We start from the raw sequence: 13,315 nt of genomic DNA on the forward strand, positions 1-13,315 counted from the left end.
GTCGCCAGGAAGCTTCTAACCGTGCTCAACGCAATGATGCGCGACCGAAAACCTTATATGATCGCCCCATCGACATAACAGTTGCCGGCTCTGCGGCGCAGCGTTGCACGCTGCACCGCGTCCGGGACAAGGACCTCACCCCTTCGGCGGCGCCAGTGGCTGGACGATCTCCTTGAACGGTGCCAGCGCTTCGCAGCGATCGGCGTGGGCTGCGAGTGCGGGATAGCGCGCGACATCGAACAGTTGCGGGTGCGCCTCGCGGGTGAATCTGACGACGCAGGCGACGGCGACATCGGCGTGACCGATGCGCGTCCCGAGCCAGTACGGCGTCGTCACCTTCGCTCGCTCGGCTTCCAGCACCGCGAGCACGTCGCCGATCTGCGCCTGGCAGCGATCGACCCATAGCGCGAGCTGCTCCTTCCGCAGCACGCGCTCGTAGAGCAGGCTCACCGCCTTGTCGCCGAGGCCGGTCGCGAGCGCGCAAATGCGCAAATGCTTGCGACGCTCGACGCCACTTCGTGGCAGCATCGCCTTCTCGGGCCCGACGAGCTCATCGAGATAGTCCAGAATGATCGTGCTCTCGATCAGCGCCTCGCCGTCGTCGAGCACCAGCGTCGGCACCCGGCGCAGCGGATTGTACGGCGCAATTTTATCGGCATCGCCGAAAGTCGACCACGGCTTGTGCTCGAAGCCGAGGCCGTAGAGCCGCAGCGCGATCGCGACGCGGCGGACGAAGGGGGAATCATATTGGCCGATCAGGAACATGGTTCTCGCTCTTCTCTGGCGTTGGACAAGGCAGGGCCGACCAGTTCATCGTCATTGCGCGGCGTCCGCAACAAATTTCTTGGAAGGAGAGCATTGCGTACAGCGCAACATCAAGGAATCAATGGGCCGCCGACCAGCCGGGAGTTTTGTCATGCTGTCACGTACGTTCACCGTACTCGCCCTGCTCGCCGCGGCGAACCTCGCGCGCGCGCAGGACCGTTCGATCGGCTTCCAGATGCCATCGAAGAACATCGCTTGCCAGGTCTTCGCCGACAACGGCCAGGACATGCTTCGCTGCGACATCATGACAATCGACACGCCGCCGCGACGGCCGCCGGACTGCGAGCTCGACTATGGCCACGCCTTCGCGATGACCGCCAGGGGTGACGCCAGAGGCGGCTCCGCGCGCATCTGCGTCGGCGACACCGTCATGGACCCGTCACTTCCGGTGCTCGCCTATGGCGAGATCTGGCAGCGCGCGGGATTCACCTGCCGCTCGGAGCAGACCGGGCTGACGTGCTTCAACGCCATGCAGCACGGGTTTTCGCTGGCGCGGGGGAGGCAGGAGGTGTTTTGAGCGTGACAGCTGCCCTCAGAGTCCATCCTGAATCGCGCGCTTGAAGGCCGCGATCGCGGTCTCGTCGCGCTTGTACATGGTCCACTGCTTGATGCGCTTGGCACGCACCAGCTTTGCTGATGTCAGCACCCGCATATGCTCGCTCACCGTCGGCGCGCTGACGCCGAGCTTCTCGGCGATCAAGAGGCCGCAGACACCGTCCTCGACCAGATCGCCGTCGACCTGCGCGCGGAAATGTTTCCTGGGGTCGCGTAGCCATTCCAGGATCTGCAGACGGCGCTGATTGGCCAGCGCGCGCATGGCGGTCGCGTATCTCATTTAGCCATTTTGCTAATTACCTAATTGATGTCAACACCCGGACGCGCTAGTATTCGCCATTATGACAGCACCATCAGACATCACCCGCGAACGGATCGCGGCGACCGAGGTCGTCATCCGCCCGCACATCAGGCGCACGCCGCTGCTCCAGGCCGACCTTGCCGATTTCGGGCTTGCACCCGCGCCCGTCACCTTCAAGCTCGAGCTGCTGCAGCATTCCGGGTCGTTCAAGGCGCGGGGCGCGTTTGCCAATCTCCTGCTGCGGCAGGTGCCGCAAGCCGGTGTCGTCGCGGCGTCCGGCGGCAATCACGGTGCCGCCGTTGCCTATGCCGCGCAGCGGCTCAAAATTCCCGCCACGATCTTCGTTCCCGACATCACCTCGCCCGCCAAGGCCGAACGGATCAGGGGCTATGGCGCCGAGCTCGTCATCGCCGGAAACCGCTACGCCGATGCGCTCGCGGCCAGCGAAGCGCATGTCGCGCGGACCGGCGCGCTTGCCGTTCACGCCTACGACCAGGCCGAGACCCTGCTCGGCCAGGGCAGCGTCGGGCTCGAGCTGGAGCAGGACGCGCCCGATATCGACACGCTGCTGGTCGCCGTCGGCGGCGGCGGGCTGATCGGCGGCATCGCGGCGTGGACATCAGGCCGGACGCGCATCATTGCCGTCGAGCCGGAGCTGTCGCCGACGCTGCACAGCGCGTTCGCGGCAGGCGCCCCGGTCGACGCGCCGGCCGGGGGCCTCGCCGCCGACAGCCTCGCGCCGCGGCGCGTCGGAGAGCTGATGTTTCCGATTGCCCGCGCCCATGTCGAGCGCGTCGTCCTCGTCAGCGACGATGCGATCCGGCAGGCGCAGAACGCGCTGTGGTCGCGCCTGCGGCTGGTCACTGAACCCGGCGGCGCAGCCGCATTCGCCGCGCTGCTCTCGGGCCGCTATCGGCCCGGGCCCGGCGAGCGCATCGCTGTGCTGGTCTGCGGGGCGAATACGACGGCGGTGAATTTCGAGGGGTAGCGGCGTGACGACGCTAACACGTCGTGGAGGCAGCCGTGGCCCATTTGGCAGCGAGGCTTTGCGGCAACAGCCGCCGGTTTCCTTCCGTAGCTCCCTCAACTCCGCCTTGCCCAACAAAATGCCGCATGGTTCCCTCCCCTCGGACTTGGGGACTGGACATGAATCGGCGTGCAGTTTGTGCTGTCACGATTGGGATGGCCTTAGCGGCGACGGCGCTTGGCGCAGCGAGCGCACGCGCCGCTGATTTGCCGCTGAAGGCCCCGCCAAAGCTTGATCATTTCAATCCGTTCTGGGCCGAGGTCGATTACCTCGCCTGGAGCGTGACCGGCGACAAGCTGCCGGCGCTGGTGACCACGGCACCTGTCGGCACGCCCTTGGCCGTCGCCGGCGTGCTCGGAGCGCCGACCACCACCGTTCTGTTTGGCAATTCCAGCGTCAACAAAGACTGGCGCTCGGGTGGCCGTATCAGTGCAGGTTACTGGTTCGATCCGCAACGCAGTCGCGGCGTTGAGGCCTCGTTCTTCGGATTGGAGAATTTGTCGACCGGCTTTGCGACCGACAGCAACGCCAATCCGATCCTGATGCGGCCCTTCACCAACGCGCTGACCGGATTGCCCGACTCCTTGATCCTTGGATTTCCCGGGCTCGCCACCGGCAGCGTCAGCGCGAGCGAAACGTCGCGCCTGCTCGGCGCCGGCGCACTCTATCGCCAGGACATCGGCATGTGGAGCGGACAGCGCGTCAGCGCGCTGGTCGGCTATCGCTATCTGCGCTCGTCGGACAGGCTGACGATCTCTGATACCGCAACCCTTGTCGGCCTCGGCACTTTCACGCCCTCCGATAGTTTCAAGGCGGCAAGCAATTTTCACGGCCTCGATCTCGGCCTCGCCGGCGACTGGCGGGGCGGCCCGTGGTCGCTGGAGTGGCGCGGCAAGGTGGCGCTTGGCGCCGTCATCAACAGCGCCGACATTTCGGGCTCGAGCGCTTTTGCCTTCGGCGCCGTGACCGGGACGGCCCCGGGCGGCTTCCTTGCGGCGACCAGCAATATCGGCCGTTACGACCAGACCCGCTTCGCGGTGGTACCGGAACTGTCGCTGAAAGCCGGCTACCAGATTGCACCCGGCTGGCGCCTGACGGCCGGCTACGACGTGATGTACTGGACCGGCGTGCAACGTGCCGGCGGGCTGATCGACACCACCGTCAATCCGAACCTCACGCCGCCGGCCGCCGGCGGCGGCCCAAACCGGCCCGCGCCGGTGTTCAACACGACGAACCTGGTCGCGCAGGGATTCAGCTTCGGCGTGCGGTATAATTATTGAGGCCGACGAAGCTTCGTCGCGTCGGCGCAAATTGCTTCGCAATTTTGTCGCAAGCTCTCGCCATGACGGTGGGGAAGCAACCCTGCACCATTTGATGATCGGCACACGGCTGTCGGCATCGCGCACCTGCGCGACGGCGAAAGTCGCTGGCGATCCGTGAAGCACTTCACACACTGTAGTTGCAAAGCTGGTAAAATGCATTTGCGAAGCAATCGGGGGACACGATGCAGCCACGCCGCATTTGATCCGTTTGCAACGGGTCGGGCGGACAACCGGGAGGAATTGCCATGTCCGTTGTAATGACCATGGGTAAGATCAGCGCCCTGACCGCGATCACCAAGATCCTTCCTGATCACGCCGACGCGCTGCGCAAGACACTTCAGGGACTGACCGCCGCAAACGGCGGCAAGATCGCGTCTCTCGGAACCATCCATATCGTGCGCTGGGTCATTTTCGACAACGACACGCGCCTGCTGTTTGCAACGAATTTCGACGGCGGCGTCGAAGACTATATGCGCGATTTCGCCGAGCGGGCCCCCGAAGGGATCGACGCGATCTGGGGCCATTGCGAAGGGTATCCGGGCGCGCGCGATTTCCCAAAGCTGCGCGACTACATTCTCGGAAGCGCGATCGAAACCACCGGCTATTACTGCGCCTATCCGAACTCGACCGTCGCCGACATCAACAAGGCACTGGACTGGAAGGGCAAGTTCGACAAATTCCTCGACCAGATCGGTTGACGGAAATGCCTGCCCCATCCGATGCCAGCAACCTGGATCGGACCGATATCCAGGGCATGGCGATGCGGCCGTATCGTTTCCCGGTTGCGCATTATCATCTGCTCAGCGTGAGCGACCCCGCTCGGGCCCGGCGATGGTTCGGTGGCGTAGCCGGGCGATGCACCACCGTAGCGGGCCTGGACGCATCGCCTTCGCTGGGCTTCAACGTCGCACTGTCCTGGCAAGGTCTGTCGGCGATCGGCACGCCGCAGCCGAGCTTGTCGAGCTTCCCGCAGGAATTCCAGCAAGGAATGGCTGCGCGAGCCGACCGGCTCGGCGATGTCGGCGACAGCGCTCCGGCGCGCTGGGACGCACCGTTCAACAGCAGCGATGTGCACGCGCTTGTCGTGGTCAGCGCGATGAGGCTGGCGGATCGCGATGCCGCTTCGGCAGCATTGCTGTCTGATATCAGCGATAACGGCTTGGCCGCGACAGCGACCATCGATGCGAAATTATTGGCCGGGCCGGATGGCAGGCCGGTCCCGGTCGAGCACTTCGGCTATCGCGACGGAATTACGCAGCCCGCCATCGAGGGCAGCGGGGAGCCGGTTCTGCCCGGCGCGGGCATTCCTGATGCAGGCGGCTGGCGAGCCCTGAAGGCTGGTGAGTTCGTGCTCGGGCAGCCCGACGAGACCGGGGCAGTGCCTGACCTGCCCAGCCCGGCATGTTTCGGCCGCAACGGCAGCTTCGTGGTGCTGCGCAAGCTGCACCAACATGTGTTTGCCTTCCGGGATTTTCTGCGGCGCTCTGCGGCCGACGAGAACGATGTCGCGGTGCTGAAGGCGAAGATGATGGGACGCTGGCAAAGTGGCGCACCACTGGCGCTGGCAGCAGAGCACGACGACCCGGCCCTCGCTGCGGACCAGAAGCGAAACAACGACTTTACCTATCTCGACGATCTCAAGGGAACGAACTGCCCGATAGGAGCTCATGTGCGGCGCCTCAATCCGCGCTCTGGGCTGACGGGCCCGAATGGCGCATCCGTCCATCGGCATCGGCTGCTGCGCCAGGGTCTGCCCTATGGGTCGCACCTGCCTGCGGATGCGGCTGCCGATGACGGCGCCGCGCGCGGCGCCATCATGTTGCTGGTGAACGCCGACATCGGCCGTCAATTCGAATTCGTCCAGAAGGTCTGGATCAATGACGGCGACTTCGCCGGCCTCGGGAATGACAAGGATCCGATGATCGGCGGCAACGACGGCAGCGGCACTTTCACGATCCCGCGCGCCGGCGCGCCGCGGCGTCGATTGGCCGGACTGCCGGCGTTCGTGAGCACGCGAGGCGGCGAATACTTCTTTCTGCCGGGCATCGCCGCATTGCGATCCTTTGCCGATCCCCCGGCGGGCACGACCTCATGATCGCTTCAGGCTGAGTTCTTCAAGAGATTATCAAGGAGAGCGAAATGGCGAGAACACTGGCGTTGCTCTTCTCGTTCGCAATTGCCGCGGTCATCGTGATCGCGGGATGGGTGGGCTACCCTTACGTCGCCAAGGTCTATGACGGGATCAAGGTGAAGCTGCCGGACTATCCGGCAGCCCAGAAGACCCGCTGGCTCGACCAGAACTGGACGGATCAACGCGCATGGGTTCACCACGCCGATCAGGGAACGGCGACGTTCCACATCCCGTACGAATGGTTCATGGCCCTTGAACGGCCGGAGATATCGCTGACGTCGGTGAGACTCCTGAGCGACCCTGTTTATCTCGATCGTTTCGGATTCATTCCCGATCCGGCCGATCCCAAGCTTGGATTGCCCATCGGCATGGCGCGCGGCAAGGCGATGGTCGACGCCACCGCACAACCCTGGAAAAATCCACGGGCCCCTTACGTCGACATGACGCGGGTTGGACTGACCTGTGCGGCGTGCCACACCGGACGCTTCACCTATCAGGGAACGGAGTTCCTGGTCGACGGCGGCCCTGCGCTCACCGATCTCGGCAAGTTCCGGACCGCGCTCGGGCTCTCGCTGGCATTCACGCGCTTCGTTCCGTTCCGCTTCGATCGGTTCGCCGAAAGGGTGATCGGACCAGACCCGAACGAGGTGGAAAAGACCGAGTTGCTTGCGCAGCTCGACAAGATCCTGGCGCAGGGCAAGGGCCTCTCCGATCTCGACACCATGGTTGCCCCGCAGAGCGTCGTCGAAGGGTTCGGCAGGCTCGACGCGTTGAACCGCATCGGCAACGAGGTCTTTGCCGTCGACCTCAAGATTCCCGCCAACTACGCCGCCACCTCGGCGCCCGTGCATTTCCCGCGCATCTGGGACGCCTCGTGGTTCGATTGGGTCCAGTACAACGCATCGATCGAGCAGCCCATGGTGCGCAACGTGGGTGAAGCCATGGGCGTATCCGCGATGATCAACCTGACAAGCGTGCGCGGCGGGCTTTTCAACTCGGGCGTCGAGATCATGAACCTCGACAGGATCGAGAAATCGCTGGCCGGGAAGCAACCGAATGCAAAGACGGGATTCACCGGATTGAGGTCACCGCAATGGCCGTCCGAGCTTCCACCAGTCGACAAGGCGCTCGCCGCGCAAGGCGCGACGCTCTACAAGGAGCATTGCCAGGGATGCCATTTGCCGCCGGTGAGCAGCGCCGAGTTCTGGACGTCCGATCGCTGGTCGCTTCCGGACAACAGGACGCAGGAGCGTTATCCCGGTGAGCGTTATCTCCGCCTCAACGTCGTCCCCATCACGCTAGTCGGCACCGACCCGGCGCAGGCCCAGGATATGCTCAATCGCAAGGTCACCGTACCGCGCGAGCTCGATATCGCCACCGACAGTTTTGGCCCGGCGCTCGGTGCCGTCACCGAAAAGACGATCAAGCATTGGTATGACGGCCAGACACCGCCGGTCGGGCCGGAACAGCGCGAGGAGCTGAACGGCTACCGGGAGAACGGCATCCAGGCGCCGCTGGCCTACAAGGCGCGTCCGCTCAATGGGATATGGGCAACGCCGCCGTACCTGCACAATGGCTCGGTGCCCAACCTCTATGCCCTGCTGTCGCCGGCCAGCGAGCGCCCGACAAAATTCTACCTCGGCAACCGCGAATATGATCCTGTCAATGTCGGATATCGCACCGACCGACTGGAGGGCGGCTTCGAGCTCGATACCAGGCTCCGAGGCAATTACAACACCGGGCACGAGTTCAATAATGGCAAGGCCGGCGTGATCGGACGCCTGCTGACGCCGCAGGAGCGGCGGGCGCTGGTGGAATTTTTGAAGACGATGTGAGGGGATGAGGCCGCGCCCCACACTCCGTCATTGCAATGACGAGTGGAGGGAGCCGTGTCCTATTCGATAACAGGCACGTGCTTCGCCGCCGTTCGCGACAACGTGCCATCGAGCCGCGGATCGTCCGCCACCTCGATCTGGCGACGGAACGGGATGAAGCCGGAGCGCTGGTAGAACGCAACGGCTGACGGATGATCGAGGGTGCAGGTGTGGACCCAGACGCGACGCACGTCACGCGACCATGCGTGCTCCAGCGCGCGGTTCATCAGGAAGCGGGCGGCGCCGGTGCCGATCAGGCCCGTGGTGACGCCGAAATAGACCAGCTCGCATTGGCCGGGGTCGCGGAAATCGAGCTCGAGCAGGCCTTCGTCGCGGCCGTCGACGACGAGAGCGTAGATTTCAATGCCCGGGGCTTGGATGATCGCGGCGAGTTCTGCATCGTTCAAGCGCACACGCGATGTCCAGAGCCACTCTTCGCCGACGCGACGAAAGAGATCGCGGTACCAGGGAAGCGTGGGCGCATCGACCTCGCGGAGCGTCCACGCGCCGGGCGGATCGTTGCGGCGCTGGGGCGGTGCCGTCATTTCCAGATGGGTGACGACGGCGGCGATCTTGCCGGTGGGGATGTCGGAATAGCCGTCGGGGAGGATCATGGGATTCTCTCAGTGAGGCTCAGCGCGAGCCTGATATTCAACGTCGTCCCGGCGAAGGCCGGGACCCATAACCACGAGTCTAAATTGTTTTGCGGTGTTGGAACGACGAGTCCCGTTCGCAACATGTGCTGCGGAGTATGGGTCCCGGCCCCCCGTGCGCAATTGCGCACTAGGCCGGGACGACGGCGGTGTTGGTTACAAGAAGCCGCCTACCCCTCGCCCTCGTCGCTCGCCAGCACGCCCTTGACCGCGCGGGCCCAGCCGGCGAGCTTTCGTTCGCGGGTGGCATCGCTCATGTTGGGCTTGAAGCGATGCTCGAGGCGCCAATTGTCGGCGAACTTGGTCGGCTCGGGATAGACGCCCGCGTTGAGGCCGGCGAGATAGGCCGCACCCAGCGCCGTGGTCTCCTGGATCACCGGGCGATCGACCGGCGCGTCGAGGAGATCGGCGAGGCGCTGCATGGTCCAGTCCGACGCGGTCATGCCGCCGTCGACGCGGAGCACGACGCTCGCGGTTTCCGAGCTCGGCCAGTCCGCCCGCATCGCGGCCCAGAGATCGAAGGTCTGGTAGCAGACGCTCTCCAGCGCAGCATGCGCAAGCTCGGCAGGTCCGGTGTTGCGGGTGAGGCCGAACAGCGCGCCGCGCACGCGCGGATTCCAGTAGGGCGCGCCCAAGCCGACGAAGGCCGGCACGAGATAGACGCTCTGCATGGAGTCGGACTGGTCAGCGAGCGGTCCGGTCTCGGCCGCGTGCTTGATGATGCCGAGGCCATCGCGCAGCCATTGCACGGCCGAGCCCGCGACGAAGATCGAACCCTCGAGCGCGTAGGTGCGCTTGCCGTCAAGCTGGTAGGCGATGGTGGTGAGCAGCTTGTTCTTCGATACCACCGGCGTGGAGCCGGTGTTGAGCAGCGCGAAACAGCCGGTGCCGTAGGTCGACTTCATCATGCCCGGGCGGAAGCAGGCCTGGCCGATGGTCGCGGCCTGCTGGTCGCCGGCGATGCCGCAAATCGGAATCGCGCCGCCGAACAGATCAGGCGTGCTGTCGCCGAAGCGGGCCGACGAGTCCTTCACTTCGGGGAGCATCGAGCGCGGCACGCCGATGATCTCCAAGAGCTCGTCGTCCCACTGGCCGGTGTGGATGTTGAACAGCAGCGTGCGCGAGGCATTGGTGGCGTCGGTGGCGTGCACCTTGCCGCCGGTGAGGCGCCAGAGCAGGTAGCAATCGACCGTGCCGAACATCAGCTCGCCGCGGGCCGCGCGGGCGCCGGGGACGTGGTCGAGGATCCAGGCGACCTTGGTGCCGGAGAAATAGGGATCGATGATCAGGCCCGTCTTCTGCGAGATCAGCGGCTCGCGGCCGTCGTGCTTGAGCCTGGAGCAGACGTCCGCGGTGCGGCGGTCCTGCCAGACGATGGCGCGGTGCACGGCCTGCCCCGTGGCGCGGTCCCACACCACGGTGGTCTCGCGCTGGTTGGTGATGCCGATCGCGGCGATGTCCTTGGCCGTGATGCCGGCCCGCTCGATCGCGTCGCGGCAGACCATCACGGTCGAGGTCCAGATGTCCTCCGGCTCATGCTCGACCCAGCCCGAGGCCGGGAAATGCTGCGGAAACTCCTGCTGCGCGCGGGCGGCAATCGAAATATCGCTGCGAAACACGATCGCGCGCGAGGAGGTGGTGCCCTGGTCGATGGCGAGGACGAAAGACATGGCAGCTTACCTTGGCGTTTTCTTTGGGCGTTTCCCTGAAGGGGGTCGTTGTGTCGCGCCAAAGAAACGGGATTGCCGCGGAGAGGTCAAGGTGGGATGAGCGGAGCGCGCCCCTGGCCGGTCATGAAGCTCGAGGCATCCGAGGCGAGATAGGCCACTGCGCCTGCGATTTCGTCGGGCTCGCCGATGCGGCGGAGCGGCCGATGCCGCGGCTGGAGCCGGTGACGATTGCGACCTTGCCGGTGAGATCAAACGGGGTGTTTTTCATTGTTATAGGGGCTCCGCTGATGCCATTCACTCCGTCATTGCGAGGAGCGAAGCGACGAAGCAATCCAGAGATGTCGCCGCGGAGACAGACTGGATTGCTTCGCTTCGCTCGCAATGACGGTGGTGGAGAGACTCAGATCAACCCACCCGCATCGGCGACGCGGCGCTGGTGATAGTCGGTGTCGCCGAAGGTGTTCTCGATCATGGTGAGGCGCTTGAAGTAGTGGCCGATCTTCGCCTCCATGGTCATGCCGATGCCGCCGTGAAGCTGGATCGCCTGCTGGCCGACGAACTTCAGCGACTTGCCGATCTGCACCTTGGCCGCGGCGATGGCGTTGGCGCGCTCTTTGGCGTTCTCGAAATCACCAGCCATGGTCGCGAACATCGACATCGAGCGCGCCTGCTCGGCCGCGACGAACATGTCGGAGGCGCGGTGCTGCAGCGACTGGAACGAGCCGATCGCGACGCCGAATTGCTTGCGCGTCTTGATGTACTCGACCGTGGTCTTGAGCGACTCGTCCATCAGGCCGACCGCTTCCGCACAGAGCGCGACGCGGGCTTCGTCCACCACGCGCTCGATCAGCGCCAGTGAGTCATCAGGATTTCCGATCGCGGCGTCCGCGCCAACCTCGACACCCGTAAAAGTGATGTCGGCGGCGTGCAGGCCGTCCTGGGTCGGGTAGGATTTTTTGGTGACGCCCTTGGCATCAGCCGGAACCAGGAACACGCCGATGCCGGTCGTGTCGCGGCGCCCACCCTTGGTACGCGCGGTGACGATGAGGGTGTCGGCGTTCTCGCCGTTGAGCACGACGAATTTTTCACCATCGATGACCCAGCCGTCACCCTTCTTCTTCGCCGTGGTGGCGACGTCGAAGAGATCATAGCGCGAGTTCTTCTCGAGCTGGGCGAACGCCAGCGTCTTGCTGCCGTCGACGATCCCAGGCACATGCGCGGCCTTCTGCGCATCGGTGCCGGCATGACGGAGGAAGCCGCCACCGATCACGACGGTCGCCAGATACGGCTCGAGCACCAGCGCCTTGCCGAGCGCTTCCATCACGATCATGGTCTCGACGCCGCCGCCGCCGAAGCCGCCATCGGCCTCGCTGAAGGGCAGGCCGAGCAGCCCCTGCTCGGCGAGCTTGCCCCAGACGGCTTTGCTCCAGCCGCCCTTCTCCTTCATGTATTTCTTGCGGCTCTCGAAATCGTAGGAATCGGTCAGCAGGCCGTCGATGCTGTCCTTCAGGAGCCGCTGCTCCTCGGTCAAATCAAAATCCATCTCTGTTTCCTCAAACTAACAAGTGTCTGCTCGGAGAGAGCCCCTCACCCCAACCCTCTCCCCGTAAGAACGGGGAGAGGGAGGGAGAGAGCATCACAATCCCAGCACCGCCTTGGCGATGATGTTGCGCTGGATCTCGTTGGAGCCGCCGTAGATCGAGACCTTGCGGTTGTTGAAGTAGCTCGGCGCGATCTGGGCGGTCCAGTCCATGGCTTCGTTGGAACCGTCGTCGCCGTGCACGTCGTAAGGAGCCGCGAGCGGGCCGATCACTTCCATCAGCAATTCAGTGGTGGTCTGCTGGATCTCGGAGCCCTTGATCTTCAGCACCGAAGAGGCCGGATTGGGCTTGCCCTTGCCGTGCTTGCCTTCATCCGCGACGACGCGCAGCTGCGTCAGCTCAAGCGCCTTCAGCTCGATCTCGCAGGCCGCGAGCTTCTCGCGGAAAGCCGAATCCTGGATGATCGGCTTGCCGCCGGCCTCGACCTTGCCGGCCAGATCACGGATGCGGCGCAGCCTTTCCTTGGAAACGCCGACGCGCGCGATGCCGGTACGCTCATTGCCGAGCAGGAATTTCGCGTAATCCCAGCCCTTGTTCTCCTCGCCGATCAGGTTCTCGTAAGGAACTTCCACGTCGTCGAAGAACACTTCGTTGACCTCATGGCCACCATCGATGGTCTGAATCGGGCGCACGGTGACGCCCTTCGACTTCATCGGGAACACGATGAAGGAGATGCCCATCTGCTTCTTCGCTGACGCGTCGGTGCGACAGAGGCAGAAGATCATGTCGGCGTGCTGGGCGAGCGTCGTCCAGGTCTTCTGGCCGTTGATGATCCATTTGTCGCCCTTGCGCTCGGCTTTTGTCTTCAGCGACGCAAGGTCAGAGCCCGAACCCGGCTCCGAAAAGCCCTGGCACCACCAATCGTCGACATTGGCGATGCGCGGCAGGTACTTCTTCTTCTGCTCTTCGTTGCCGAAGGTGTAGATGACGGGGCCGACCATGCTGACGCCGAAGGCGAGCGGCTGCGGCGCCGGGTAGGACTGCAGCTCCTCGTTGAAGATGTAGTGCTGCACAGAGGTCCAGCCGGTGCCACCATACTGCGTCGGCCAGTGGCTGACGCCCCAGCCCTTCTTGTTGAGGATGCGCCACCACGTCACCATCTCGTCCTTCGAGAGGTGACGGCCCTCGACCAGCTTGCGCCGCGTATCCGGCGGCACGTTGTCGCGGAAGAACGACCGCACTTCCTCGCGAAACGCCTGCTCTTCTTTCGTGAATGCGAGATCCATCGGATCCTCCTGTGAAACGTATTCCCTATTCGTCATTCCGGGGCGCGCGAAGCGCGAACCCGGAATCCAGAGATTGTGGCTCGAGGTTCCGGGTTCATTCGCTAGCGCGAATGCCCCGGAACGACGGCGC

General features: G+C 64.4%; 12 protein-coding genes and 2 pseudogenes. 6 read left to right on the forward strand and 8 right to left on the reverse strand.

Features of this window, described 5'->3' with window-relative positions; translation table 11 throughout:
* Positions 1 to 135 precede the first annotated feature (135 nt).
* On the reverse strand, positions 136 to 765 hold the full coding sequence (locus M2427_RS20085) for a glutathione S-transferase family protein (protein ID WP_280708308.1): 630 nt from the start codon (positions 763 to 765) through the stop codon (positions 136 to 138).
* Between the two features lie 151 nt (positions 766 to 916).
* Here M2427_RS20085 and M2427_RS20090 point away from each other — a divergent pair, with 151 nt between their 5' ends.
* Positions 917 to 1,342, forward strand: coding sequence for a DUF6636 domain-containing protein (locus M2427_RS20090; protein WP_280708309.1), 426 nt, complete (start codon positions 917 to 919; stop codon positions 1,340 to 1,342).
* A gap of 15 nt (positions 1,343 to 1,357) precedes the next feature.
* Here the strand turns inward: M2427_RS20090 and M2427_RS20095 are convergent, their stop codons facing one another.
* Positions 1,358 to 1,660 (reverse strand): helix-turn-helix domain-containing protein, encoded by a 303-nt coding sequence (locus tag M2427_RS20095; protein ID WP_280708310.1) that lies wholly within the window; start codon positions 1,658 to 1,660, stop codon positions 1,358 to 1,360.
* Between the two features lie 61 nt (positions 1,661 to 1,721).
* Here M2427_RS20095 and M2427_RS20100 point away from each other — a divergent pair, with 61 nt between their 5' ends.
* The 5 genes from M2427_RS20100 (at position 1,722) to M2427_RS20120 (ending at position 7,996) form a co-directional block, all read left to right on the forward strand.
* Positions 1,722 to 2,669, forward strand: coding sequence for a threonine/serine dehydratase (locus tag M2427_RS20100; RefSeq protein WP_280708311.1), 948 nt, complete (start codon positions 1,722 to 1,724; stop codon positions 2,667 to 2,669).
* A 158-nt stretch (positions 2,670 to 2,827) separates the two neighbouring features.
* Positions 2,828 to 3,988: a BBP7 family outer membrane beta-barrel protein gene (locus M2427_RS20105; RefSeq protein WP_280708312.1), complete on the forward strand. Its 1,161-nt coding sequence runs from the start codon at positions 2,828 to 2,830 to the stop codon at positions 3,986 to 3,988.
* Positions 3,989 to 4,275: 287 nt separating this feature from the next.
* Positions 4,276 to 4,728 carry a hypothetical protein gene (locus M2427_RS20110; RefSeq protein ID WP_280708313.1) on the forward strand — a complete coding sequence of 151 codons (453 nt, stop codon included), beginning with the start codon at positions 4,276 to 4,278 and terminating at the stop codon, positions 4,726 to 4,728.
* Between the two features lie 5 nt (positions 4,729 to 4,733).
* The gene (locus M2427_RS20115; protein WP_280708314.1) at positions 4,734 to 6,125 is read left to right on the forward strand and encodes a Dyp-type peroxidase; all 1,392 of its coding nucleotides are present in this window, start codon (positions 4,734 to 4,736) and stop codon (positions 6,123 to 6,125) included.
* A 44-nt stretch (positions 6,126 to 6,169) separates the two neighbouring features.
* Positions 6,170 to 7,996: a di-heme-cytochrome C peroxidase gene (locus M2427_RS20120; protein ID WP_280708315.1), complete on the forward strand. Its 1,827-nt coding sequence runs from the start codon at positions 6,170 to 6,172 to the stop codon at positions 7,994 to 7,996.
* A 59-nt stretch (positions 7,997 to 8,055) separates the two neighbouring features.
* Here M2427_RS20120 and M2427_RS20125 read toward each other — a convergent pair whose 3' ends face one another.
* From M2427_RS20125 to pimC, 6 genes and pseudogenes are all read right to left on the reverse strand, one after another.
* On the reverse strand, positions 8,056 to 8,649 hold the full coding sequence (locus M2427_RS20125; RefSeq protein WP_280708316.1) for a GNAT family N-acetyltransferase: 594 nt from the start codon (positions 8,647 to 8,649) through the stop codon (positions 8,056 to 8,058).
* 209 nt (positions 8,650 to 8,858) lie between these two features.
* Positions 8,859 to 10,358 (reverse strand): glycerol kinase GlpK, encoded by a 1,500-nt coding sequence (glpK, locus tag M2427_RS20130; protein WP_280708318.1) that lies wholly within the window; start codon positions 10,356 to 10,358, stop codon positions 8,859 to 8,861.
* 86 nt (positions 10,359 to 10,444) lie between these two features.
* A pseudogene (locus tag M2427_RS20135) lies at positions 10,445 to 10,558 on the reverse strand (SDR family oxidoreductase); the annotation flags it as partial.
* A pseudogene (locus M2427_RS42120) lies at positions 10,546 to 10,626 on the reverse strand (short-chain dehydrogenase); the annotation flags it as partial. The pseudogenes M2427_RS42120 and M2427_RS20135, both read right to left, overlap by 13 nt.
* A gap of 132 nt (positions 10,627 to 10,758) precedes the next feature.
* On the reverse strand, positions 10,759 to 11,901 hold the full coding sequence (gene pimD, locus M2427_RS20140) for a pimeloyl-CoA dehydrogenase small subunit (RefSeq protein WP_280708319.1): 1,143 nt from the start codon (positions 11,899 to 11,901) through the stop codon (positions 10,759 to 10,761).
* A 93-nt stretch (positions 11,902 to 11,994) separates the two neighbouring features.
* The gene (gene pimC, locus M2427_RS20145) at positions 11,995 to 13,185 is read right to left on the reverse strand and encodes a pimeloyl-CoA dehydrogenase large subunit (protein ID WP_280708320.1); all 1,191 of its coding nucleotides are present in this window, start codon (positions 13,183 to 13,185) and stop codon (positions 11,995 to 11,997) included.
* Positions 13,186 to 13,315: the final 130 nt, after the last annotated feature.

This window comes from Bradyrhizobium sp. BR13661 (genome assembly GCF_029892425.1).
Taxonomy (GTDB): Bacteria; Pseudomonadota; Alphaproteobacteria; order Rhizobiales; family Xanthobacteraceae; genus Bradyrhizobium.